The sequence below is a fragment of the Sphaerisporangium flaviroseum genome, from assembly GCF_039537005.1.
In the GTDB taxonomy this organism is placed as follows: domain Bacteria; phylum Actinomycetota; class Actinomycetes; order Streptosporangiales; family Streptosporangiaceae; genus Sphaerisporangium; species Sphaerisporangium flaviroseum.
The window spans coordinates 179,312-201,296 of the sequence record NZ_BAAAZR010000010.1 but is presented as its reverse complement, the minus strand read 5'-3'; the positions used below and the strand labels follow the sequence as shown (position 1 = coordinate 201,296).

Sequence of the window (21,985 nt, the reverse complement as noted above, 5' to 3'; positions counted from 1 at the left end):
TCGCCCCGGAAGCCGCGGGCCGGACCGCGATCTACGCTGGTCGGCGCCCCCCTCCCACCTGGAAGGCCTGACCTGGCATGCGCAGAAGCGTAAAGCACACGATTCGGGTGCTGGCGGCCGTCGCCCTGGCCGCGTCGACCGGCATGGCCGCCTCCGGCCCGTCGCCGGCGGGCGACGGCGACGCGACGCGAGCACGACGTCACCCGACGAACGGCTTCTCCCCCACCGGCGTGTGGAACACCAAGCTGCCGCGCAACGTGGCGCTGGCCCCCAACTCCCAGGCCATCGTCGACAACATCCAACTCGACAAGGTGAACAACTACGGCTCCTGGGCGATCAACACCGACACCTACTCGACGCCGATCTACCACGTCGGCCCGCACACGCCGCGCCGGCGCTGGACCTTCTCCGACTGCCTGAACATGCCTGAGCTGGCTCCGGTCATCGCGGACAGCATCGCTTCCGTGCCGACCCCGCCCGACATGATCGTGTCCCAGGGCACCGACGCCTCCGTCACCATCTACCAGCCGTCGACCGACACCTACTGGGATTTCTGGCGCGCTGAGAAGGACACGAGCGGGAACTGGTCGGCCTGCTGGGGCGGCAAGATCGAGCACTACTCCAAGAACCCGGGGATCTTCGAGAATCCGCTGGGCGCCACGGCCACCGGCCTGCCCTTCGGCGCGTTCACGATCCGGATCGAGGAGCTGCGGCGGGGGTACATCGACCACGCTCTCAACATCGTCACCGTGCGCACCAGGGCCGGATGCCACAGCTGGCCCGCCACCCGAGACGACGGCTACGTCGAGGGCGAGGACATCCCGTGCGAGGGCCAGCGGTTCCGGCTGGACCCGGCCTTCGACGTCAACACGCTGACCAGCCCGGGCGCCCGCACCATCGCCCGGGCGATGCAGGAGTACGGGCTGATCATGACCGACAAGGGCGGCGCGCTGGTCACCTACGCCGAGGACCCCCGGCCGTACATGGCCCGCAACGGCGGCGTGGACCCCTACACCAAGCTCTTCGACCCCGACGACCTGGTCCCCGACGGCTCGGAGAAGTACGTGGTGCTCTCGGAGATCCCGGTCGACCGGCTCCAGGCCCTCCCGATCCGCTAGGCGCGCCCGCCGGGCGGTGACCGAAGCCGCCAGGCGGTGACTGGAACCGCTAAGCGGTGACCGAAGCCGCTTGGAGCTTGACGAGAAGGTCGTCGCGCATCGCCACCGGCCGGTCGGCTGGGGAAGATCCGTGAGTAGTCTTACCCCCACCTACTGGACAAAGTGAGTGTAGAGGTGAGCCATGCATCCCTTCCGTGCCGCGGTGGAAGCACGAGACATCGACGGCCTGCTGGATCTGCTCGCCGACGACGTCGTCTTCCGCAGTCCCGTCGTGTTCAAGCCGTACCAGGGCCGCGAGGCCGTCGAACCCATTCTTCGGGCCGTATTCCAGGTGTTCGAGAACTTCCGCTACGTGCGGGAGATCGGATCGCCTGAATCGGCCGACCACGCTCTGGTCTTCCACGCGAACATCGGCGGCCGGGAACTAGAAGGGAGCGACTTCATCCACGTCGACGAGAAGGGCTCGATCACCGAACTCACCGTCATGACGCGGCCGCTCAGCGCCACACTTGCCCTGGCCGAAGCCATGAACGCGCGTCTTGGCGGCATCGGCGACCATTCCTCTGCCTGAAGACGCCACGTGCTCGTGGTGGGGCCAGCGTGATTGCGCCGGGGGGGGTGTGGTGGGTAGGTCGAGCGTTTGACCTGACGGTGTGGATGCCCTCCCGGCACCCGTTTGATCGGGGTACCCGGTTACCGCCCACCCAGCTGTGAAACTGGCACACGACCGCAGCGCGGTGGGGACAGCGTGATGGCGACAGGCGGGGACATCGAGGGGTAGGTCAAGCAGTTGACCTGAGCTTGTGGAGGCCCTCCCGGCACCCGTTTGATCAGGGTACCCGGTTGCCGCCCACCCAGCTGGGGAACTGCCACACGACCGCAGCGCGGTGGGGGCAGCGTGATGGCGACAGGCGGGGACATCGAGGGGTAGGTCAAGCAATTGACCTGAGCTTGTGGAGGCCCTCCCGGCACGCATTTGATCGGGGTACCCGGTTGTCGCCCGCCCAGCTGTGGAACTGGCACACGACCGCAGCGCGGTGGGGGCAGCGTGATGGCGACGGGCGGGGACATCGAGGGGTAGGTCGAGCGTGTGATCTGACGGTGTGGAGGCCCTCCCGGCACCCGTTTGATCGGGGTACCCGGTTGCCGCCCACCCAGCTGGGGAACTGCCACACGACCGCAGCGCGGTTCAAGGGGTGCGTCCCACCCGCGTTGGGGCGCCTCACGCCCCGGTCGCGACAGCTCGCTCCGACCACGCCCCCGTCTCGCGGCAGTTCCCGACCCCGGCGGGTCGACTCCCTCCCACCCCACGCTCCCGTCCGTGGAAGGTCCCCATCCGGGTGGGCAGCACCCGGGTACCCCAATCAAACGGGTACCGGGAGGGCCTCCACCAGATCAAATCAATGCTCGACCCAACCCCGCGGCCCCCAACCCCCGCCCCCGTCTCGCGGCAGTTCCAGACCCCCGGCGCGTTGATCCCGTCCCACCCCACGCCCCCGTCCGTGGAAATCCCAATCCGGGCGGGCAGCACCCGGGTACCCCGATCAAACGGGTACCGGGAGGGCCTCCACCAGATCAAACCAAACGCTCAACCCAACCCCCCACAGCCCCACTACCTCCACCCCCATCTCGCGGCAGCTCTTCCCGCTGCTGGCCCCCATGAACGCGACCGTCGGCATCCTGACCTTCGTGTGGGCGTGGAACGACTTCCTGCTCCCTCTGGTGGTCCTGTCGAGCCCTAGCGCCCGGACGCTCCCGCTGGTGCAGTACGTCTTCCAGAGCCGGTTCAACACCGACTACACCACGGCCTTCGCCTCATATCTCATGGCGCTGGCCCCCGTGCTGCTGGTGTACCTGCTCGCCCAGCGGTGGGTGATCTCCGGAGTGCTCCGGGGCGCGATCAAGTGAGCACGCCGCGCATGCGCGACCGGGCCGGGGGCACATTGACCAGGTGAGCGGGCACGTACGGGTCGATGTGCGGGTGGAGGGCGTCGTCCAGGGCGTCGGCTTCCGGCCCTTCGTGTATTCCCTGGCCACCGCACTCGGCCTGGCGGGCCGGGTGGGCAACGACGTCGAGGGCGTGTTCGTCGAGGTCGAGGGACCCAAGCCGCAGGTCGACGAGTTCCTCAGGGCCCTGGAACGCGATGCGCCTCCGCTCGCCGGCATCGAGCGGGTCAGCGTCGTGGCAGGGCGGCCGGGCTCCGCCGGCGGGTTCACGATCGTGGACAGCGACGCGTCCGGCCACCGGCGCGCCCTCGTCTCCCCCGACGGCGCCACCTGCTCCGACTGCCTTCGCGAGCTCGCCGATCCGGCGGATCGCCGGTTCCGCTACCCGTTCATCAACTGCACCAACTGCGGGCCGCGGTTCACCATCGTGCGGGACGTACCCTACGACCGCCCGCTGACGACGATGGCCGGGTTCACGATGTGCGCCGCCTGCGCCGCCGAGTACCACGACCCCGCCGACCGGCGCTTCCACGCCCAGCCCACGTGCTGCCCCGCCTGCGGGCCCCAGCTGCGCCTGCTGGAGGCCGGCGGCAGCGAGCCGCCGGGTGACCCGACCGGCCTGGGCGCCGCGGTGCTGCGCGCCGGGGAGGTGCTGGCGGTCAAGGGGCTGGGCGGCTACCACCTGGCGGTCCTGGCCGGCGACGAGGCCGCGGTGTCGGCACTGCGGCGGCGCAAGCACCGTGAGGACAAGCCGTTCGCGGTCATGGTGCCCGATCTCGGCCGGGCGGCGCTGCTCTGCGAGCTGGACGGGACCGCCGCGGCGCTGCTCACCGGCAGGGGGCGGCCCATCGTCCTGCTGCCGCGCGCCGGCGACGCCCCGGTGGCGGAATCGGTGGCGCCCGGGAACCGCCGGATCGGCCTCATGCTCCCCTACACGCCGCTGCACCACCTGCTGCTCGCCGCCGTGGGCGAACCGATCGTGCTGACCAGCGGCAACGTCTCGGACGAGCCGATCGCCTACGTGGACTCCGACGCGTTCACCCGGCTGGCGGGCATCGCAGCCGCGTTCCTCACCCACGACCGGCCCATCCACATCCGCACCGACGACTCGGTGGTGCGCCCCTTCCTGGGCCGGGAGTCGGTGCTGCGCCGCTCCCGCGGTTACGTGCCGGAGCCGGTGACGCTGCGCTGGGAGGCGCCGCGGCCGATCCTGGCCTGCGGCGCCGAGCTGAAGAACACCTTCTGCCTGGCCAAGGAGCACCGCGCCTTCGTGTCGCACCACATAGGCGACCTGGAGAACTACGAGACCCTGCGATCGTTCGCCGAGGGGATCGACCACTTCGCGCGGCTGTTCGGCATCGAACCAGAGCTGGTCGCGCACGACCTGCACCCGGAGTACCTGTCCACCAAGCACGCCAGGGACATGACGGCCGCCGAGCCGGTCGGCGTGCAGCACCACCACGCGCACATCGCGTCCTGCCTCGCCGACAACGGCGAGCCGGGACCGGTGATCGGGGTGGCGTTCGACGGGCTCGGGTACGGCACCGACGGCACCATCTGGGGTGGCGAGTTCCTGCTCGCCGACCTGGTCTCCTTCGAGCGCATCGGCCACCTCGCCCCCGTACCGATGCCGGGGGGCGCGGCGGCGATCAGGCAGCCCTGGCGGATGGCCGCCGCCTACCTCGACGAGGCGTACGACCGGCGGCCGCCGGAGCGGCTGGAGGTGGCGCGTCGTAACCACACGCGCTGGGAGGACGTCGTGTCGATCGGCCGTGCCGGGCTCGGCTCCCCGCTCACCTCGAGCGCCGGCCGGTTGTTCGACGCGGTGTCGGCCGTCCTCGGCACGCGCGACACGATCACCTACGAGGGCCAGGCCGCGATCGAGCTGGAGCAGCTCGCGGATCCCGCCGAGCGCGGCGCCTATGTCGCGACGGTCTCCGGCGGGGGGCCGCTGGTGGTGTCCGGCGCCGACCTGGTGCGCGCCGCGGCGGAGGACCTGCTGGCGGGCGTCGCCCCGGCGCTCATCGCCGCCCGGTTCCACAACGGGGTGGCCGAGGTCATCGTGCGGTGCTGCCGCGCGTTCCGGGACTCCACCGGGGTGACGGCCGTCGCCCTGTCGGGCGGGGTGTTCCAGAACGTGCTGCTGCTGGAGCGGGCGGTGGACCGGCTGCGCGCCGGCGGTTTCCGGGTGCTGACCCACTTCCGGGTGCCGGCCAACGACGGCGGCATCAGCCTGGGCCAGGCCGCGGTGGCGGCGGCCAGAGACCGCGCGGGAGTGCTCACCGGCGCGGGCTAGAGCCGCGCAGCCCTTGCCGGGCACCGCGAGCCGCCCGCCCGTCCGGCCGCCGGGCCGGAGCCAGGCCGGGCACGGACGACCGGCCGCACCGCCGGGCCGGAGCCAGGCCGGGCACGGACGACCGGCCGCACCGCCGGGCCGGGATCAGGCCGAGTCGCGGACGACCAGCGTCGTCGGCAGCGTCACCGACTCGACGTGTTCGGCGCCGTCGATGAGGTCGAGCAGCAGGCGGACCGTCTCCTCGGCGATGTCGCCGAGCGGCTGGCGGATGGTGGTGAGCAGGGGATGGGTGGAGATCGCCACCGAGGAGTCGTCGAACCCGCCGACCGCCACGTCGTCCGGCACGCGGCGGCCGGCCGCGCGGAGCGTGTGCATCGCGCCGGACGCCATCACGTCGGAAGCCGCGAACACCGCGTCGAGGTCGGGGACGCGCTCCAGCAGCCGGGCCATGGCGAGCTCGCCGCTCGTATGGGTCCAGTCGCCGTGCTCGACCAGCTTGGTGGAGGCTTTGCGGCCGAGCACGTCGGCGAAGCCTTCGAGGCGCTGGATGCCCCCCGGGGTGTCCATCGGCCCGGTGATCATGGCGATCTTCCTGCGCCCCCGCGAGATCAGGTATTCGGTCATCTGGCGCGCGCCGCCGCGCTCGTCGCAGGCCGCGAAGGGGATCACCGATTCCCTGCCGATGACGGCACCGCACGACACCGCCGGGATGTGGCCGCTGTGCAGGCTGTCGACCAGCGGGTCGCCCGCGTGGGTGGACAGCAGCAGCACGCCGTCGGCGTGGCCGCCGCGCACGTAGCGCAGCACCTGCTCGCGGTCGCGGTCGTCACCGGCGATCATCATGACCAGGGACAGGTCGCGCTCGCCGAGACGGCGGATGGCGGTGCGGATGGTGGTGCTGTAGTTGGGGTCCTCGAAGAGCTTCTCGTGGGGCTCGGACAGCACCATGACGACCGATCCGGAGCGCTGCCTGACCAGGTTCCTGGCGTTGCGGTTGACGACGTAACCGGTCTCCGCGATGGCGCGCTCGATGGCGGTGCGAGCCGCGGGGCTCACGTAACGGTCACCGTTGAGGACGCGCGAGACGGTCCCCCGGGAGATCCCCGCGGCCGCGGCGACGTCATGGATGGTCGGCCTCTTCACACGCACAGCATCTCACGGCTCATTCCCATAACTCTGTGAGCGTACACAGCCCATCTCGGCCCGTCTTGACCGCACCTTAGGGCAGTTAACAGGACCGAAACGAGGGGTTGACATCGATCTGGGATGCCAACACGCTGTGAACGTTCACGGAATCTAGGACTTCCAAACTACAGATGGCCCCCAACCCCCCACAGTCGAGGCCCACATGCATGTGAATAGGCTTGCCGCCATAGCCGCCGCCACCCTCGCCGCCGCCGTCGTGGCGGGCTGCTCGGGTGGCGCCGGACAGAGTGCCGCACCCTCGAGCGCCGCCCCGTCGTCGAGCGCCGCGGCCCAGAAGGTCTCCCTGACCTACTGGAACTGGGTGCCGAACATGGACAAGGTCGTGGCCGCCTGGAACAAGTCGCATCCGAACATCCAGGTCACCTCCAGCACCCAGGCCGGCGGCGACGACGCGGCCACCAAGTTCCTCACCGCGGCCAAGGCGGGCAACCCGCCGGACCTGATGCAGGCGGAGTACCAGGCCCTGCCCTCGTTCGTGGCGGCCGAGGCGGTCGCCGACATCAAGCCCGCGGCCGACGCCGTCAAGCCGGAGTTCGGCGAGGGCATCTGGGGGCTGGTCACGCTCGGCACCGACGCGGTCTACGGCATCCCGCAGGACAGCGGGCCGATGATGCTCTACTACCGCGAGGACCTGTTCAAGAAGTACGGCATCGCGGTGCCCACGACCTGGGACGAGTACGCCGAGGCCGCGAGGACCGTTCACCGCAAGGAGCCGAAGGTGTTCCTCGGCACGTTCTCCAGCAAGGATCCCGGCTCCTTCGCCGGTCTCGCCCAGCAGGCAGGTGGCCAGTGGTGGTCGATCAACGGGGAGTCGTGGAAGGTCGCCGTCGACGACGAACCCACCAGGAAGCTCGCCGACTACTGGGGCGGCCTGGTCAAGGAGGGGGTCATCGATGACATGCCCTACTTCACCCCCCAGTGGAACAAGGCGCTCAACGACGGCACGCTGCTGACCTGGCCGTCGGCGATCTGGGCCCCCGGACCGCTGACGAGCAACGCCCCCAAGGCCAAGGGCAAGTGGGCCATCGCGCAACTGCCGCAGTGGAACGCCGGCGAGAACCACAGCGGCTTCTGGGGCGGCTCGGCGGTCGCCGTGGCGGCGGCCTCCAAGCACAAGGAGGCCGCGGCCGAGTTCGCCACCTGGCTCAACACCGATCCCGAGGCCCTCGGCCTGCTGGTGAAGCACGGCCAGGTCTACCCGGCCGCGACCAAGGGCGCCGCCCTGCTCACCGAGCCGCCGGCCTACTTCTCCAACGTCCCCGGCTTCTGGCGGCAGGCCGCCACCTTCACCGCCGGGGCGCGCGGCTTCACCTTCGGGCCCAACGTCAACGTGGCCTACAACGCCTTCAGGGACGCCTTCGACAAGGCCGTGCTCAGCAAGACCTCCTTCAGCGACGCCCTGCGCACCGTCCAGGACGCGACGGTGGCGGACATGACCAAGGCCGGCTTCCGGCTGGCGCAGTGAAGAGCGCGAACGGCGGCGCCCGCGTCAACCGCGCGGGCGCCGCGCCCTATCTGTTCCTCGCCCCCGCTCTGACGATGTTCGCGCTGTTCCTGCTCGTGCCGATCGGCTACACCGTCTACCTGAGTCTGCGCAGGACCAAAGTCTCGGGGCTCGGTTTCGGCAAGGGCTCCAGGAAGGAGATCTTCGTCGGGCTCGACAACTACGCCACCGCGGTGGGCGACGGCGAGCTGTGGGCCGGCTGGCTGCGGGTCCTCGGCTACGGCGCGCTCGTGCTCGCCGTCATGCTCGGGCTCGCGCTGGTGTTCGCGCTGATGCTCGACGCCGCGCGGGTACGGCTCGCGCGGTTCTCCCGCGTTGCGATCTTCATGCCGTTCGCGGTGCCCGGGGTGGCCGCCGGACTGATGTGGGGTTTCCTGTACCTGCCGAGCGTCAGCCCCGTCCACGAGCTTTTCGGCGTCGACCTGCTGAGCCCCTCCACCGTGGTGTACTCGATGGCCAATGTGGCGGTCTGGGGCGGCACCGGCTTCAACATGCTCGTGCTCTACACCAACCTGCGTGCCATCTCCCCGGACCTCTACCAGGCGGCGCGCATCGACGGGGCGTCCGAGCTGCAGATCGCGATCCGGATCAAGATCCCGATCCTGGCGCCCGCGATCATCCTGACCACCGTCTTCTCGATCATCGCCACGATCCAGGTGTTCACCGAACCGACCGTCCTGCGGCCGCTGACCAACACCATCAGCTCGACCTGGAGCCCGCTGATGAAGGTCTACCGGGACGCCTTCGTGACCGGGGACCTGTATTCGGCGGCCGCGACCGCCATGGTGATCGCCGGAATCTCCCTCGTCCTGTCCTTCGCCTTCCTGCGCGTGGTGAAGAACCGCGCCTTCGGGGAGGCGTGATGGCCACCTCGACGCTGAGCGGAGCCGATCAGGGCGTCTCCCGTCACGCAGTCAGGGCCGCGCGCGGGCCGCACGGGATCGTTCCGACGGGGATCCTGATCCTCGGCGCGCTGTACTGCCTGTTCCCCGTCAGCTGGGTGGTGCTCGCCTCCACCAAGACCTCCGGCGAGCTGTTCTCCACCGCGACCTTCTCCCTCGGCACCGGGTTCTTGCAGAACCTGGCCGACCTGGCCGCCTACCGGGACGGGGTGTTCTGGCTGTGGATGCTCAACACCCTGCTGTACGCGGGCGGCGGCGCGCTGCTGTCGACGGCCGTCTCCGCGGTCTCGGGCTACGCCCTGGCCAAGTACCGCTTCGCGGGACGTGACCTGATCTTCAACCTGCTCATCGGCGGCATCCTGGTGCCCTCGGTGGTGCTGGCGATCCCGCAGTACCTGCTGTTCTCCAAGGTCGGGCTCGCCGGCACCTACTGGTCGGTGCTGCTGCCGCAGATCCTGCACCCCTACAGCATCTATCTGGCCCGGGTGTACGCCGGCGCCGCCATTCCCGACTCCCTCCTGGAGGCCGGGCGCATCGACGGGGCCTCGCACTGGACCCTGTTGCGACGGGTCGCGCTGCCGCTGATGACACCGGGCCTGGTGACCATCTTCCTGTTCCAGTTCGTGGCCATCTGGAACAACTTCCTGCTGCCCTTCATCATGCTCGGCGACGACCACAGGTTCCCGCTGACGGTCGGGCTCTACACGATGCTGGCCGCCGGGGCGAACAACCCGGCGCTGTACAACCTGATCCTCATCGGCACCTTCGTGGCGCTCATCCCGCTGATCGCGCTCTTCCTCACGATGCAGAGGTTCTGGCGCGCCGACCTGAGCAGCGGCGCCGTCAAGGCGTGACCCGCAGACGTTCGCATACCTTGGGGGAGATCGTGAGTGAATACCCGGCCCTGCCGGAGGGCATCGCGTTCGGCGGGGACTACAACCCCGAGCAGTGGCCGCGCGAGGTCCAGGAGGAGGACGTGCGCCTGATGCGGCAGGCGGGCGTCAACCTGGTGAGCCTGTCCATCTTCTCGTGGGTGCTGATGGAGCCCAGAGAGGGCGTGTACGAGTTCGGCTGGCTGGACCAGATCGTGGACCGCCTGCACCACGCGGGGATCTCGGTCAACCTGGGCACCCCCACCGCCGTCCCGCCCGCCTGGTTCTCCGCGAGGTATCCCGGCGCCTTTCCTGTGACCCGCGAGGGGGTGCGCGTCGGCTCGGGCGGGCGCCAGAACGCCTGCTCCAGCGACCCCGACTTCCGCGCGGCCGGCGCCAGGCTCGCCGAGCAACTGGTCACCCGCTACGGTGACCACCCGGCCGTGGTCATGTGGCACGTCCACAACGAGTACGGCGCGCCGCTCGGTGAGTGCTACTGCCCGTCGAGCGTGGCAGCCTGGCGGGAGTGGCTCCGGCACCGCTACGAGAGCCTCGACGCGCTCAACACCGCGTGGGGCACCACCTTCTGGGGCCAGCGCTACGGCGAGTGGGACGAGATCGACGCCCCCCGCTGGAGCCACACCGTGGTCAACCCCGCCCAGCGTCTGGACTACGCCCGCTTCGCCAACGAGGAGCACCTGTCGCACTACCGGCTGCAGCGCGAGATCCTGCGGCGCTGCGGCAAGCCGGTGACGACCAACTTCGCCGGCACGGTCAACTGCAAGTCGATGGACCTGTGGCGGTGGGCGCCGGAGCTGGACGTGATCGCCAACGATCACTACCTCGACGGCGAGCGACCCGACAACCACATCCAGCTCGCCATGTCGGCCGACCTGAGCCGCTCCCTGGCGGGCGGCGGCCCCTGGATGCTGATGGAGCACTCCACCGGCGGCATCAGCTGGCAGCCGCGTGGCATCGCCAAGCGGCCGGGCGAGATGCGCCGCAACAGCCTGGCCCACGTCGCCAGGGGGTCGGACTCGGTGCTGTTCTTCCAGTGGCGGGCCTCACGGTACGGCGCCGAGAAGTGGCATTCGGCGATGGTCCCGCATGTGGGGACCGACTCCCAGATCTGGCGGGACGTCGTCGCGCTCGGCCAGGACGTGCGCCGCCTGTCCCCGGTCAGGGGCAGCCGGGTGACCGGTGAGGTGGCGATCGTCTGGGACTGGGAGTCGTACTGGGCCATCGAGCTGGAGTGGCGGCCCTCCGCCGACCTCAGCTTCCGGGAGCGCGTCGACGCCTTCTACGAGGCGCTGTGGCGCGAGCACGTGACCACCGATTTCGTCCATCCTTCCGCTGACATCTCGGCGTACAAGCTGGTCGTCGTCCCCTCCTCCTACCTGCTCACCGAGGGGTCGGCCAAGAACCTCCAGCGCTACGTCGAGGCGGGCGGCCACCTGCTGGTGTCGTACTTCTCCGGCATCGTCGACGAGAACGACACGGTCCACGAGGGCCCCTATCCCGGGGCGTTGCGTGAGGTGCTCGGGCTCGCGGTGGAGGAGTTCCACCCGCTGCGCGAACGCGAGACCGTGGCGCTCACGGGCGGGGCCATGGGCAGGATCTGGTCCGAGCGGGTCCGCCTCGCGCGGGCGGTGGCCGTACGAGAGTTCGCCGACGGTCCCGACGCCGGGCATCCCGCGGTCACCGGCAACGGGTTCGGGGCGGGGACGGCCTGGTACCTGGCCACCGCCCTCGCCGGGGACGACCTGCGCGGCCTGCTCGGCGAGGTGCTCGACCGCGCCGAGGTCCGGCGTCCACGCGGACTGCCCGACACCCTCGAGTTCGTACGGCGCGGCCCCCACGTCTTCCTCATCAACCACGGCGACGCGCCCGTCACGGTGGCCGGTGTGAGCGGGACGGACCTGCTGACCGGCGCCCTGTTCCCCGGATGGGTACCGCCGGGTGGGGTCGCCGTCGTCGAGACCCCCGCCGGATGACGGGGGCGATCCGGCGCGCCCAGTCCTGTCGTAACCACGAAGCAAGGAGATCGGCTCGTGAGAAGTCATGGGGAGTTTCCGCTGTCCCGCCGCCGGCTGCTGCTCAGCGTGCCCGCGGCCGCGCTGCTGTCACCGGTCGTGCTCTCCGCCGAAGCCTGGGCGGACGGGCAGCGGCAGGGTGCCGGACGCGGCGACGGCGGCGCGCTGCGGATCCGCGGCGCCGACCTGTCGTTCACCCTTCAGGAGTACGCCGCCGGCGCCCGGTACCGCGACCGCGCCCACACGCGGGTCCGGCCGGTGGAGGAGATCCTCGCCGGCCATGGCGCGAACCACTGCCGGCTGCGGCTGTGGGTCGACCCGCCCGCGGGCTGGAGCGACCTGCCCTCGGCCATCGAGATGGCACGGCGGGCACGGCGCGCGGGGCTGAAGGTGCTGCTGGACCTGCACTATTCGGACTTCTGGGCGGACCCCGCGCACCAGACGACCCCGAAGGCCTGGCAGGGACAGGACCTGGCGACGCTGGCCGCCACCGTGCACGACTACACGCGCACGACCCTCCAGCGGTTCGCCCGCGCGGGCGCCCCGGTGGACATGGTGCAGATCGGCAACGAGGTCACCGCGGGGATGCTGTGGCCGGTCGGACAGCTCTACACCTCCGACGGCCTGCAGCACTGGGACGAGTTCACGACCCTGCTCAAGGCGGGCATCCAAGGCGCCAGGGACGCGAGCACCGATCACCGGCCGGTCAAGGTCATGGTGCACATCGACCGGGGCGGCGACCTCGGCGGCTCGCGGTGGTTCTTCGACCACATCCTGGACGCCGGGGTGGAGTTCGACGTGATCGGCGAGTCGTACTACCCGTTCTGGCACGGCTCCCTGGCCGATCTGCGGGCCACCCTCGACGACCATGCCGTCCGGTACGGCAAGGACATCGTCGTGGTCGAGACCGCCTACCCGTGGATCCTCGGCAACGGCGACGACCTGGAGAACCTGTTCGTCGACGCGGCCACGCTGCCGGACGGCGACCGGTTCCCCCCGACGCCCGCGGGCCAGGCCGCCTACTTCGAGGCCCTCCGCCAGGTGCTGCTGCGGGTCCCCGACCGGCGCGGCGCCGGCTTCATCTGCTGGTCACCCGAGTGGATCCCCGGGGTCGGCTGGGAACCGGGAGCCGGCAACCCGAACGACAACCTCACGATGTTCGACTGGACCGGCACCGGCCTCCCCTCACTCGCCGCCTTCCGTCCACCACGCTGACCCCGGGCCGACTCCGAAGGGGCCGTCCGGCGCGCCGCTCCGCGCTGGACGGCCCCGCCGGATCGCGGGCGTCCTCACCGTGGCTCGGCCCGGGGTTCACAGGCGGGCGGTGGCGAACTCGTGCAGCGTCTGCGGAGGGCTTCCGCCGATGCGCTCGATCGCTTCGGTCACCCGGTAGAGATCGTGGCCGCTGCCGATGGCGCGGAAGAGCTCCCACAGGTGGGAGAGGTGCTCGACGGCGGTGGCGTCGTCGTAGAGCGCCATCGCCTTGAGCCGCCACTCCCCGGGGTCCTGGTCGACGTACACCAGGCCGTCGCCGAAGGTCTTCGCGGCCTGGCCGATGGTCATGACCTCGCCGGTCAGCCGGCAGATCGGGTCGGCCTCCCCGCTGGGACCGGTGAGCAGGCCGGCCGCCACCCGGGCCACGTCGATCGCCCCGATCAGCGGCAGCACCGTCTCCGGCGAGCCCAGCGGAAGCACGAGCTCGCGCCCGCCGCCCGCCTCGACCAGGACGGCCAGGTTCTCGAAGAACACCGCGGCCCGCAGGTGGACGGCGCCCACGCCGGCCCGGTCGAACACCTGCTCCGCCACCCAGTGCCGGCGCATGTGCGGGGTGCCGGCGTAGGGATCGGCCGCGAGCTGCGACACCGCCACCACCCGCTCCACACCCTCCTGGCGGGCGGCCGCGGCGAAGACGGCTGCGGCGTCGAGCAGGCCGTCGGTCACCGGGTAGGTGAAGAACGCCCGGCGCACGCCCTGGAAGGCGGGGATCACCGAGGTGATCTCCCGCAGGTCGCCGACGACCACCTCGGCTCCCCACGCCCGCAGCTCGGCGGCCCTCGCGTCGTCGGAGTGCACGAACGCCCGTACGTCGTGGCCGCGCTCCAGCAGCATTCGGGTGACATGGCGGCCGGTCGACCCCTGTCGGCCGCCCGCCGCTCCCGTGACCAGCACCGGTTCCATGGTGGCTCCTTGATGGGGGTTCACAGTGTGATGGTGAACGCGCCGAGGCGTTCGAGTGTGCGCAGGAAGGGCTCGGCGGCGAAGGCCTCGGCGGCGCTGAGGACGCCGCTCTTGGCGGGCCCCTCGTCCCCGGCCAGCCGCACGGCCGCCTCCACCGAGGCCAGGGCGCCGGCCCGCCACAGGTCGTGCCCGGCCACCTGCCCGGCGCGGCCGCCGCGTCCTCCGATGGCCTGGACCGCGACGGTGAAGTCGGTCCGCGACCGGGCCTCGGCGTCGAGATCCTCGCTGTCGAACACGTGCTCCTCCTCGAAGGTCCTGGCGGTGAGCATCGCCTCGACCTGGCGGACGGGAAGGTGCCGCGGGATGGTGACGACCTCGGGGAAGGGCACGGGCGCGATCATCGAGCGGGGACCGAGAGGCGGCGGGAAGGCGAACACCGCGTTGCGGGGCTCGACGTAGCCCACGCTGAGGGCGCCGTCGGAATAGCTGATGCGGTCGGTCTCGGCGAACAGCTGCCTGGCGGTGTGCAGCGCTCCTGTGGTCAGCCGCCAGCCCGTCACCGCGTAGGCGATCGTCATCCGGTCGATGAGGGACATGCCGTCGGCCACAGCGGCGGCGAGCAGGTCCCCGAGGCCGCCGTAGAAGCTCAGCGCGGGGATCATGGTGGCTCCGGTGCGCTGCGCCGGCGCCTGGAACGTGTCGAACATTCGCTTGACGTGGTGCGGCTCGACGGCGTGGTCGACGTAGTGGCATCCGGCCTCGGCCGCCGCCGCGGCGACCGGCTCGCCGGTCACCGAGAAGGGACCGGCACAGTGGATCAGCACCGACGCGCTCTCCGCGAGCTCGCGCAGGGACGCCGGATCGTCCAGAGTGGCTACATGCGCGCGTGCGCCGAGCTCGTCGGCCATGGTCCGCAGCGCGGCGGCGTCGCGCCCCGCCAGCACCACCTCGTAGCCCCGGGACCGCAGTTCGGCGGCCACCAGACGACCGGTATGCCCGTTCGCACCGTAGATTGCGATAAGTGGAGTGGTCACGACCAGCTCACTTCCATACCGAGGGTATGTAACTTTTCGAAGGTACGTTCGCCTTATAGGGGTGTCAATAGGGGGGACATGATTCGCCGGACCCAGGCCGAGCGTTCGGACGCGACGACGTCCAAGCTCGTGGCCGCCGCACAGCAGCTGTTCGGCCGGGATGGTTACGCCGCCACCACGATCGGCGCGGTCGCCACCGTCGCCGGCATGACCAAGGGCGCGGCCTACCACCACTTCCTGAACAAGGCGACGCTGTTCCGTGAGGTGTTCATCCGCGAGCAGGAGGAGATCTCCGCCGCGTTGCTGAGTGCCGCCGCCCAGGAGCCCGATCCGTGGGCCGCGCTGCTCAGGGGGTGCCAGACCTTCCTGGAGCACTGCCTGGACCCGGGATTCCGGCAGATCGTGCTGCTGGACGGGCCCGCCGTCCTCGGCTGGGAGGCGGTCCGCGAGATCCAGCGCGATCACACGCTGCGGGTGCTCACCGAAGGCGTGCGGGCCGTCACCGCAGACGGCGGCGACCCGGGCATACGCTCGCAACTGATCTTCGGCGCGTTGTGCGAGGCGGGCATGCTGCTCGCCCGGTCCGGCGACCCGCGCGGCGACCTCCCCGCGGTCGTCACCGAGGCGGCCCGCCTGCTCAGCTCGCTGAGCCTCGAGCCCCACCGGACCTAGCCGTCCACGGCACGGACCCTCCGGTCACAGGCGCAGCCGGCGGTGGGCGGTGCCGTGCCATTCGACGAGCAGGACGGTGGCGTCGTCCTGCAGGTTGCCGTCGTGGTAGCTCAGCACGTTCCTGATCAGGCGGCGGAGGGTCTCCGGCACAGGAAGGCCGTCGGCGGTCGCGCGGATGATGAAATCGGTGAAGCGGGTCAGGCCGAATTCCTGTCCGTGCCGGTTCCTCGCCTCGGTGATGCCGTCGCTGTAGAGCAGAACGCGGTCGCCCGGCTCCAGCTGCTCATGGCAGAGCGTCACCGGTATGCCCAGGTCCAGCCCCATGGGGTGGGCCGGCGGGCACTGCAGGGTGGTGACCCATCGTCCGCCGCGGATCACCACGGGCAGATGGTGTCCGCGGTTGACCCAGCTGAACACCCCGTTCGAGGTGTCGAGACGGGCGAGGATCCCGGTGACGAAGCGTGTGTCCTTCCCGAACTCCGCTATCAGGACACCCTCGATCGCCTCACTGGCCCTGGCCAGGTCAACGCCCTGACGCCGGTTGTTGCGGCAGGCGGCCACGGCCAGGTTGGCCGTCAGACCGGCGGTGACGTCGTGGCCCATCGCGTCGAACAGGCTCAGATGGATGATGTCACCGCCGATGGCGTAGTCGAAGGCGTCCCCGCCGACCTCATAGGCCGGTTCGACGACCGCGGCGACCACCACGCCGGAGGTGGCGAAGGTCAGCGGTGCCATCTGGTTCCACTGCATCTCCGCCGCCACGTTCATCGGACGGCTCCTGACCAGCCGCGCGTAGGAGTCGCTGTAGAAGCGCTTGCTCACCACCATGAACGCGATCACCGTGGCCAGACTGAGCATCGAGCGCTGGGTCCGCTCGTCGGCGTCCTTCGCGCTGACGCAGAGCACGCCGAGCCGTTCGGTGCCGTCCAGGAGCGGCAGCCACCACCGATCCGGTTCATCCCCGGCGCCGGCCTTGCACAGAACCCGCACCTCGCTGAAGGCCCGCCCGGCCAGCGTGCCCTCGACCCGGAGCTCGCCGGCCTCGGTCGCGCCCTCTCCGCCGCTCTCTCCCCTGCCGGTCAGCTGGCGCAGCACCTCCTGCTGCAGGTCGACCAGGTAGATCAGCACCTCGCCGAGTCCCGCGTGCCCCGCGTGCTCCGCCACGATGGCGGGCACCTGCTCCAGTGGCGTCAGATGACTGGCCTCCAGCAGCCCGCTGAGCATGAGCTCGACACGTGAGGCGCTGCTTGTGCCCGGCATCGCCACCTGGTGGTTCGTCATGGACGTCCTCACCTACGTTACAAAGCTCGCCCTAACGCCATCCTTCACTCATTGCGCAGCTTGAAACCCCTGATCAGAGGCGGTTGAGGCCCGATTGGGCGGGACTGTCGCAGGCGGCCGCTAGGGTCCTGTGGTGAGGTGCACGCCCATGATCTCGGGGAGCCGACGGTGACCGTGCTCGCTAAACCGTGCGTGACGGAGGTGGAGGTCTCCGTCGAGCAACTGGTGTACGTCCGTGAGGATGAGTACACGATCGCGCGGATGAGCTCGGACGGCATGGCCGGGTTCGTCGCGTCCGGCCGGGCGCTGGCCGGGGTGCAGCCCGGGGAGACGCTGCGGCTGTCCGGCGCCTGGGAGGAGCATCCGCGCCACGGCGGCCGCCTGGTCGTCGAGCGGTGCGAGCGGGTGGCCCCCTCCAGCGTGCGGGCCATCGAGCTCTACCTCGGCTCCGGTCTCATCCGCGGCATCGGGCCGCGGCTCGCCCACGCCATCGTCAGCCACTTCGGCCGCGACACGCTCACGATCATCGACACCCGGCCGGAGCGCCTGCTGGAGGTGGTCAACATCGGCGCCGTGCGCCAGGCGCAGATCGTCGAGGCGTGGGCGGAGCAGAAGGCGGTGGCCGCGCTGATGGTCGTCTTGCAGGGCTTCGGGATCAGCCCGCTGCTCGCGGCCAAGGTCTACCAGGTGTACGGCAACGACTCGCGCGAGCTGCTGCTCTCCGATCCGTATCAGCTGATCGGCCGGGTCCGGGGGATCGCCTTCCACACCGCCGACCGCATCGCGCTGCGATCGGGGGTGCCCGAGCACAGCCCGCAGCGGATCAAGGCGGCGATCATGGACAGGCTGGAGGCGGCGGCCGCCCGCGACGGGCACTGCTTCCTGCCGCTGCCCGTCCTGGTCGCCCAGGCCGCGAGCCTGGTCGAGCAGGACGAGGAGCTCATCCGCCGGGGGGTCGACGCGCTGCTCGCCGATCGCCGGGTGGTCGTCGAGGCCTCGCCGGCCGATCCCGGCCAGGCGGTGATGTACGCCAAGGAGCACCACAGCCGCGAGGTGGTGCTGGTGGCGAACCTCACCCGGCTCTGGCAGGCCCGCTCGACGCTGCCGCTGCGCCCCTTCACCGAGGACCAAGGGCTGCACGACGACCAGCGGGCGGCCGTGAACCTGGCTCTGACCAGCACCGTGTCCGTCCTGACCGGTGGTCCGGGCTGCGGCAAGAGCCACACGGTGAAGGTGATCGCCGCGACGGTGCGGGCGATGGGCGGCACCGTCACCCTGACCGCCCCCACGGGCAAGGCGGCCAAGCGCCTGTCGGAGCTGACCGGCCTGCCGGCGATGACCGTGCACCGCATGCTCGCCCAGCGGCCGGAGCCGGAGGACGGCACGCTCTTCCAGCAGTCGCCCGCCGAGGCCGACCTGATCGTGGTCGACGAGGCGTCGATGCTCGACCTGCAGCTGGCCACCCGGCTGACCTCGGCGATCCCCGCGGGCAGCCACCTGCTGCTGATCGGCGACAGCGACCAGTTGCCCAGCATCGGCCCGGGCAACGTGCTCGCCGACCTGCTGAACGTGGCGGAGATCCCCCGCATCCGGCTGACCCACGTCTTCCGGCAGGCGCAGGACAGCGGCATCGTCCAGGCCGCCCACCGCATCCGGGCCGGTGAGCTGCCGTCGCTGCCCGGCAGGGGCGGCTTCTGGTTCGAGGAGCTCGACGATCCCGACCGCGTCGCCGAGCGGGTCATCCACCTGGCGACCGAGGCGATCCCCCGCAAGCAGAACATCGGCGCCGACCAGATCCAGGTGCTGTGCCCCATGCGCAAGGGGGCGACGGGCACCGCCGAGCTCGGCCGCAGGCTGCAGGAGCGGCTCAATCCCGCCCGCGAGGGAGCCGCCGAGCACTGGTCGGGCCCGTCGGTGTTCAGGGCGGGCGACCGGGTCATGCCCATCCGCAACAACTACGACAAGGGGGTGTTCAACGGCGAGAGCGCCACGGTCACGGCGGTGGACCCGCAGGAGCGGCGGGTGGAGATCCGCACCGACGACGGGCAGGACGTGGAGTACACCTTCGGCGAGCTCGACGAGCTGACCCACGCCTACGCGATCAGCGTGCACCGCTCCCAGGGCAGCGAGTACCCCTTCGTGGTGGCGCCCATCGTGGCCGAGTCCGGGGGCGTGATGCTGCGTCGGAGGCTGCTGTACACGCTGGTCACCCGGGCGAAGTCGTGGGTGGTGCTCGTCGGCCAGCGCGAGGCGCTGGAGCTGGCGGTGCACCGGCTCGGCTACCGCAGGAACACCGGCCTGGCCCCGCGGCTCGCCCTGAGCCTGAGCGGCTGACCATGGTCGATGCCGGCGGCTCGGCTACCGTAGCCCGGTGAATACCGAACGAATCGACCCCCCACTGACCGCGGGTGAGCGCGAGACGCTGCGCGCCTATCTCGACTACCACCGCGCGACGCTCGCCATGAAGTGTGACGGGCTCTCCGACGAGGACCTACGCCGCCGGTCGATGCCGCCCTCGGCGCTTTCGCTGCTCGGATTGGTACGGCACATGGCCGAGGTGGAGCGCACATGGTTCCGCAGGGTGATCAACGCGGAGGATATCCCGCTCGTGTGGTCCGACGAGGGTGACTACCAGGTGGCGTACGACGCGAGTTCGGCCACGCGGTCGGAGGCGTTCGAGGCCTGGCGGGCCGAGGTCGAGCACTCCCGCCGGATCGAGGAGAACGCGGTGTCGCTCGACGTGACCGGCCACCAGCCCAGGTGGGGCGAGGACGTGTCGCTCCGGCTGGTGATGCTGCACCTGATCCACGAGTACGCGCGGCACAACGGGCATGCCGACCTCCTGCGCGAGGGGATCGACGGGACCGTCGGCGCCTGAGGCCCTACCTGCGGGCACGGGGGACGCTGAGGGCGATCACCGCGGTGTCGTCGTCCACGCCGTCGCCGAGGGTGGTCAGCAGATCGGTCACCGCGGCGACGGCCGCGGATGCGGTGGTGGGGGCCAGGCCGGTGGCGAAGGCGTGCAGGTCCTCCTCGCCGTAGCGGTCGCCGGTGGCGCCGCCGGTGCGCGCCTCGGTGAGCCCGTCGGTGTACAGCAGCAGGGTGTCGCCGGGAGCGAGCCGCAGGGTGGTGGCGGTGAAGGGGGCGTCGGGCACGATGCCGGCCAGGAGCCCGCCGGGGGTGGGCTGGTAGCAGGCGGTGCCGTCGGCGCGCAGCAGCAGCGCGGCGGGGTGGCCGCCGCTGGCGAGGGTGGCGCTGAACCCGTCCCCGTCCGGCGTGAGCAGCCCGAAGATGACGGTGCAGTAGCGCGGGTCGTCGCCCTTGTACTCCTGGTAGAGCACGGCGTTGAGGTTGCGGAGCACGGCCAGGGGGTCGGGGGCGTAGACGGCGGCCGCCCGCAGGGTGTAGCGAGCCAGGGAGGTCACGGCCGCGGCGTCGGGCCCCTTGCCGCACACGTCGCCCAGGAAGACCCCCCACCGGCCGTCACCGAGCGGGAACAGGTCGTAGAAGTCGCCGCCGAGCTGGTCGGGAGAGGCGGGGTGGTAGTGCGCGGCGACCTCCATCCCCGGCACGTCCAGCAGGACCGGGGGCAGCAGGCTGCGCTGCAAGGTGGCGACCAGGCGCTGCAGGCGCTCGCGTTCGAGGTCGGCTTCCTGGCTGGCGCGCAGCAGCTCGCGTTCGTAGGCGCGGCGGTCGCGGGCGTCGAACAGGGTGGTGCGGATCAGCAGCGGCTCGCCGTCGGTGCCGGTCTTGAGCGTGGAGGTGACAAGGACGGGCAGCCGGGTGCCGTCGGCGGCCCGCAGTTCGAGCGCGACCCCGCCGATCTCGCCTTGCATGCGCAGCAGGGGCGCGAAGTGGGTCTCGTGGTACAGCTTGCCGCCGACGGTGAGCAGATCGGCGAAGCGGCGGTGTCCCACCAGCTGGTCCCGGGTGTAGCCGAGCCACCTCAGCAGCGTGGAGTTGACCTTGGCGATCTGGCCGTCCAGCAGCGTGGACAGGTAGCCGCAGGGCGCGTTGTCGTACAGGTCCTCCGCGCTGTCCTCCAGCAGCGCGGTGAAGGCCGTCTCCTGGGTGTTCCCGTCCTCCGGGTCGGTCGGACCGGAGGACGGCCCGGTCCGGGTCATCACCGGGAGGCGCCCGCGAAGGAGGCGATCGCGCGAGTGGTGATCTCAGGAGCGCTCAGCTGGGGGCAGTGCCCGACGGCGTCCAGGGTGACCAGTTGGCTGCCGGGGATCTGCGCGTGGACGAACGCGCCCACCTCCCGCGGCGCGATGACGTCGCTGGCGCACTCGATCACCAGCGTCGGCACCGTCACCTTGGCCAGGTCGGCCCGGCTGTCGGACAGGAAGGTGGTCCGCGCGAAGACGCGTGCCATCGCCGGGTCGGTGCGGCAGAAGCTGTTGGTCAGCTCCTCGCCGAGCTCCGGGCGGTCGGGATTTCCCATGATCACCGGTGCCATCGCCGCGGACCAGCCCAGATAGTTGCTCTCCAGGGACTCCAGCAGCTCGTCGATGTCGGCCTTGCTGAAGCCGCCGCGGTAGCCGTCGTCGTCGACGTAGCAGGGCGAGGGGGTGAGCAGCACCAGCTTGGCGAACCGCTCGGGCTCACGTATCGCGGCCAGCACTCCGATCATGGCGCTGACCGAGTGCCCCACGAACACCACCTGCCGCAGGTCCAGCTCCCGGCAGATGCGCAGCACGTCGTCAGCGTACCCGTCGAGCTCGGAGTACCGCTCGGCCTGCCAGGCCGACGGATCCGACTTGCCCGCCCCCACATGGTCGAACAACACCACCCGGAACCGCTCGGCCAGGGCCGGCACCACCAGGCGCCACATGTTCTGATCGCATCCGAAACCGTGCGCCAGCATTACCACCGGCCCGTCGCTCTTACCGGTCACAAAGACGTTATTTCTATTACTTACATCCATGCCGTATATCTTTCC

At 70.7% G+C, this 21,985-nt stretch carries 18 protein-coding genes; 12 read left to right on the top strand and 6 right to left on the bottom strand.

All coding sequences use genetic code 11. The features are described from left to right. The first annotated feature begins 77 nt into the window (after nt 1–77). The 4 genes from ABD810_RS21675 (at nt 78) to hypF (ending at nt 5,361) form a co-directional block, all read left to right on the top strand. The gene (locus tag ABD810_RS21675) at nt 78–1,118 is read left to right on the top strand and encodes a hypothetical protein (protein WP_344943193.1); all 1,041 of its coding nucleotides are present in this window, start codon (nt 78–80) and stop codon (nt 1,116–1,118) included. Between the two features lie 181 nt (nt 1,119–1,299). Beyond that, complete coding sequence (locus ABD810_RS21670; RefSeq protein ID WP_344943190.1) at nt 1,300–1,689, top strand: nuclear transport factor 2 family protein; 390 nt, start codon at nt 1,300–1,302, stop codon at nt 1,687–1,689. A 1,055-nt stretch (nt 1,690–2,744) separates the two neighbouring features. Further along, on the top strand, nt 2,745–3,026 hold the full coding sequence (locus ABD810_RS21665) for an ABC transporter permease subunit (RefSeq protein ID WP_344943430.1): 282 nt from the start codon (nt 2,745–2,747) through the stop codon (nt 3,024–3,026). A gap of 43 nt (nt 3,027–3,069) precedes the next feature. Then, nucleotides 3,070–5,361, top strand: coding sequence for a carbamoyltransferase HypF (hypF, locus tag ABD810_RS21660; protein ID WP_344943187.1), 2,292 nt, complete (start codon nt 3,070–3,072; stop codon nt 5,359–5,361). A gap of 144 nt (nt 5,362–5,505) precedes the next feature. Here the strand turns inward: hypF and ABD810_RS21655 are convergent, their stop codons facing one another. After that, nucleotides 5,506–6,510: a LacI family DNA-binding transcriptional regulator gene (locus ABD810_RS21655; protein WP_344943184.1), complete on the bottom strand. Its 1,005-nt coding sequence runs from the start codon at nt 6,508–6,510 to the stop codon at nt 5,506–5,508. 199 nt (nt 6,511–6,709) lie between these two features. On the opposite strand from ABD810_RS21655, the gene ABD810_RS21650 reads away from it, so the two are divergent. The 5 genes from ABD810_RS21650 to ABD810_RS21630 are packed head-to-tail and all read left to right on the top strand — an operon-like array spanning nt 6,710 to nt 13,093. Continuing rightward, on the top strand, nt 6,710–8,032 hold the full coding sequence (locus ABD810_RS21650; protein ID WP_344943181.1) for an ABC transporter substrate-binding protein: 1,323 nt from the start codon (nt 6,710–6,712) through the stop codon (nt 8,030–8,032). Further along, nucleotides 8,029–8,934: a carbohydrate ABC transporter permease gene (locus ABD810_RS21645; RefSeq protein ID WP_344943178.1), complete on the top strand. Its 906-nt coding sequence runs from the start codon at nt 8,029–8,031 to the stop codon at nt 8,932–8,934. Before ABD810_RS21650 ends, ABD810_RS21645 begins: the two co-directional genes overlap by 4 nt. Further along, entirely contained in the window at nt 8,934–9,827 is an 894-nt protein-coding gene (locus ABD810_RS21640; protein ID WP_344943175.1) for a carbohydrate ABC transporter permease, read from the top strand. Before ABD810_RS21645 ends, ABD810_RS21640 begins: the two co-directional genes overlap by 1 nt. Before the next feature lie 32 nt (nt 9,828–9,859). Continuing rightward, complete coding sequence (locus ABD810_RS21635) at nt 9,860–11,839, top strand: beta-galactosidase (protein WP_344943172.1); 1,980 nt, start codon at nt 9,860–9,862, stop codon at nt 11,837–11,839. Between the two features lie 57 nt (nt 11,840–11,896). After that, the gene (locus tag ABD810_RS21630; RefSeq protein ID WP_344943169.1) at nt 11,897–13,093 is read left to right on the top strand and encodes a glycoside hydrolase family 53 protein; all 1,197 of its coding nucleotides are present in this window, start codon (nt 11,897–11,899) and stop codon (nt 13,091–13,093) included. 96 nt (nt 13,094–13,189) lie between these two features. Here ABD810_RS21630 and ABD810_RS21625 read toward each other — a convergent pair whose 3' ends face one another. Beyond that, nucleotides 13,190–14,056, bottom strand: a complete 867-nt coding sequence (locus tag ABD810_RS21625) for an NmrA family NAD(P)-binding protein (RefSeq protein ID WP_344943166.1) — start codon at nt 14,054–14,056, stop codon at nt 13,190–13,192. 20 nt (nt 14,057–14,076) lie between these two features. Beyond that, nucleotides 14,077–15,090, bottom strand: a complete 1,014-nt coding sequence (locus ABD810_RS21620) for a saccharopine dehydrogenase NADP-binding domain-containing protein (protein ID WP_344943162.1) — start codon at nt 15,088–15,090, stop codon at nt 14,077–14,079. A 78-nt stretch (nt 15,091–15,168) separates the two neighbouring features. Here ABD810_RS21620 and ABD810_RS21615 point away from each other — a divergent pair, with 78 nt between their 5' ends. Further along, nucleotides 15,169–15,762, top strand: coding sequence for a TetR/AcrR family transcriptional regulator (locus tag ABD810_RS21615; protein WP_344943158.1), 594 nt, complete (start codon nt 15,169–15,171; stop codon nt 15,760–15,762). A gap of 24 nt (nt 15,763–15,786) precedes the next feature. On the opposite strand, the gene ABD810_RS21610 is transcribed toward ABD810_RS21615, so the two are convergent. Then, nucleotides 15,787–17,043, bottom strand: coding sequence for a PP2C family protein-serine/threonine phosphatase (locus ABD810_RS21610; RefSeq protein WP_344943155.1), 1,257 nt, complete (start codon nt 17,041–17,043; stop codon nt 15,787–15,789). A 168-nt stretch (nt 17,044–17,211) separates the two neighbouring features. Between ABD810_RS21610 and recD2 the strand changes: the two genes are divergently transcribed. Beyond that, on the top strand, nt 17,212–19,377 hold the full coding sequence (gene recD2, locus ABD810_RS21605; protein WP_344943152.1) for an SF1B family DNA helicase RecD2: 2,166 nt from the start codon (nt 17,212–17,214) through the stop codon (nt 19,375–19,377). 37 nt (nt 19,378–19,414) lie between these two features. Next, entirely contained in the window at nt 19,415–19,921 is a 507-nt protein-coding gene (locus ABD810_RS21600; RefSeq protein WP_344943149.1) for a DinB family protein, read from the top strand. Between the two features lie 4 nt (nt 19,922–19,925). Here ABD810_RS21600 and ABD810_RS21595 read toward each other — a convergent pair whose 3' ends face one another. Both ABD810_RS21595 and ABD810_RS21590 read right to left on the bottom strand, forming a co-directional pair. Then, the gene (locus ABD810_RS21595) at nt 19,926–21,167 is read right to left on the bottom strand and encodes a PP2C family protein-serine/threonine phosphatase (protein ID WP_344943428.1); all 1,242 of its coding nucleotides are present in this window, start codon (nt 21,165–21,167) and stop codon (nt 19,926–19,928) included. Then, the gene (locus ABD810_RS21590; RefSeq protein ID WP_425566931.1) at nt 21,167–21,940 is read right to left on the bottom strand and encodes an alpha/beta fold hydrolase; all 774 of its coding nucleotides are present in this window, start codon (nt 21,938–21,940) and stop codon (nt 21,167–21,169) included. The genes ABD810_RS21595 and ABD810_RS21590 overlap by 1 nt, the downstream gene beginning before the upstream one ends. Nucleotides 21,941–21,985 lie beyond the last annotated feature (45 nt).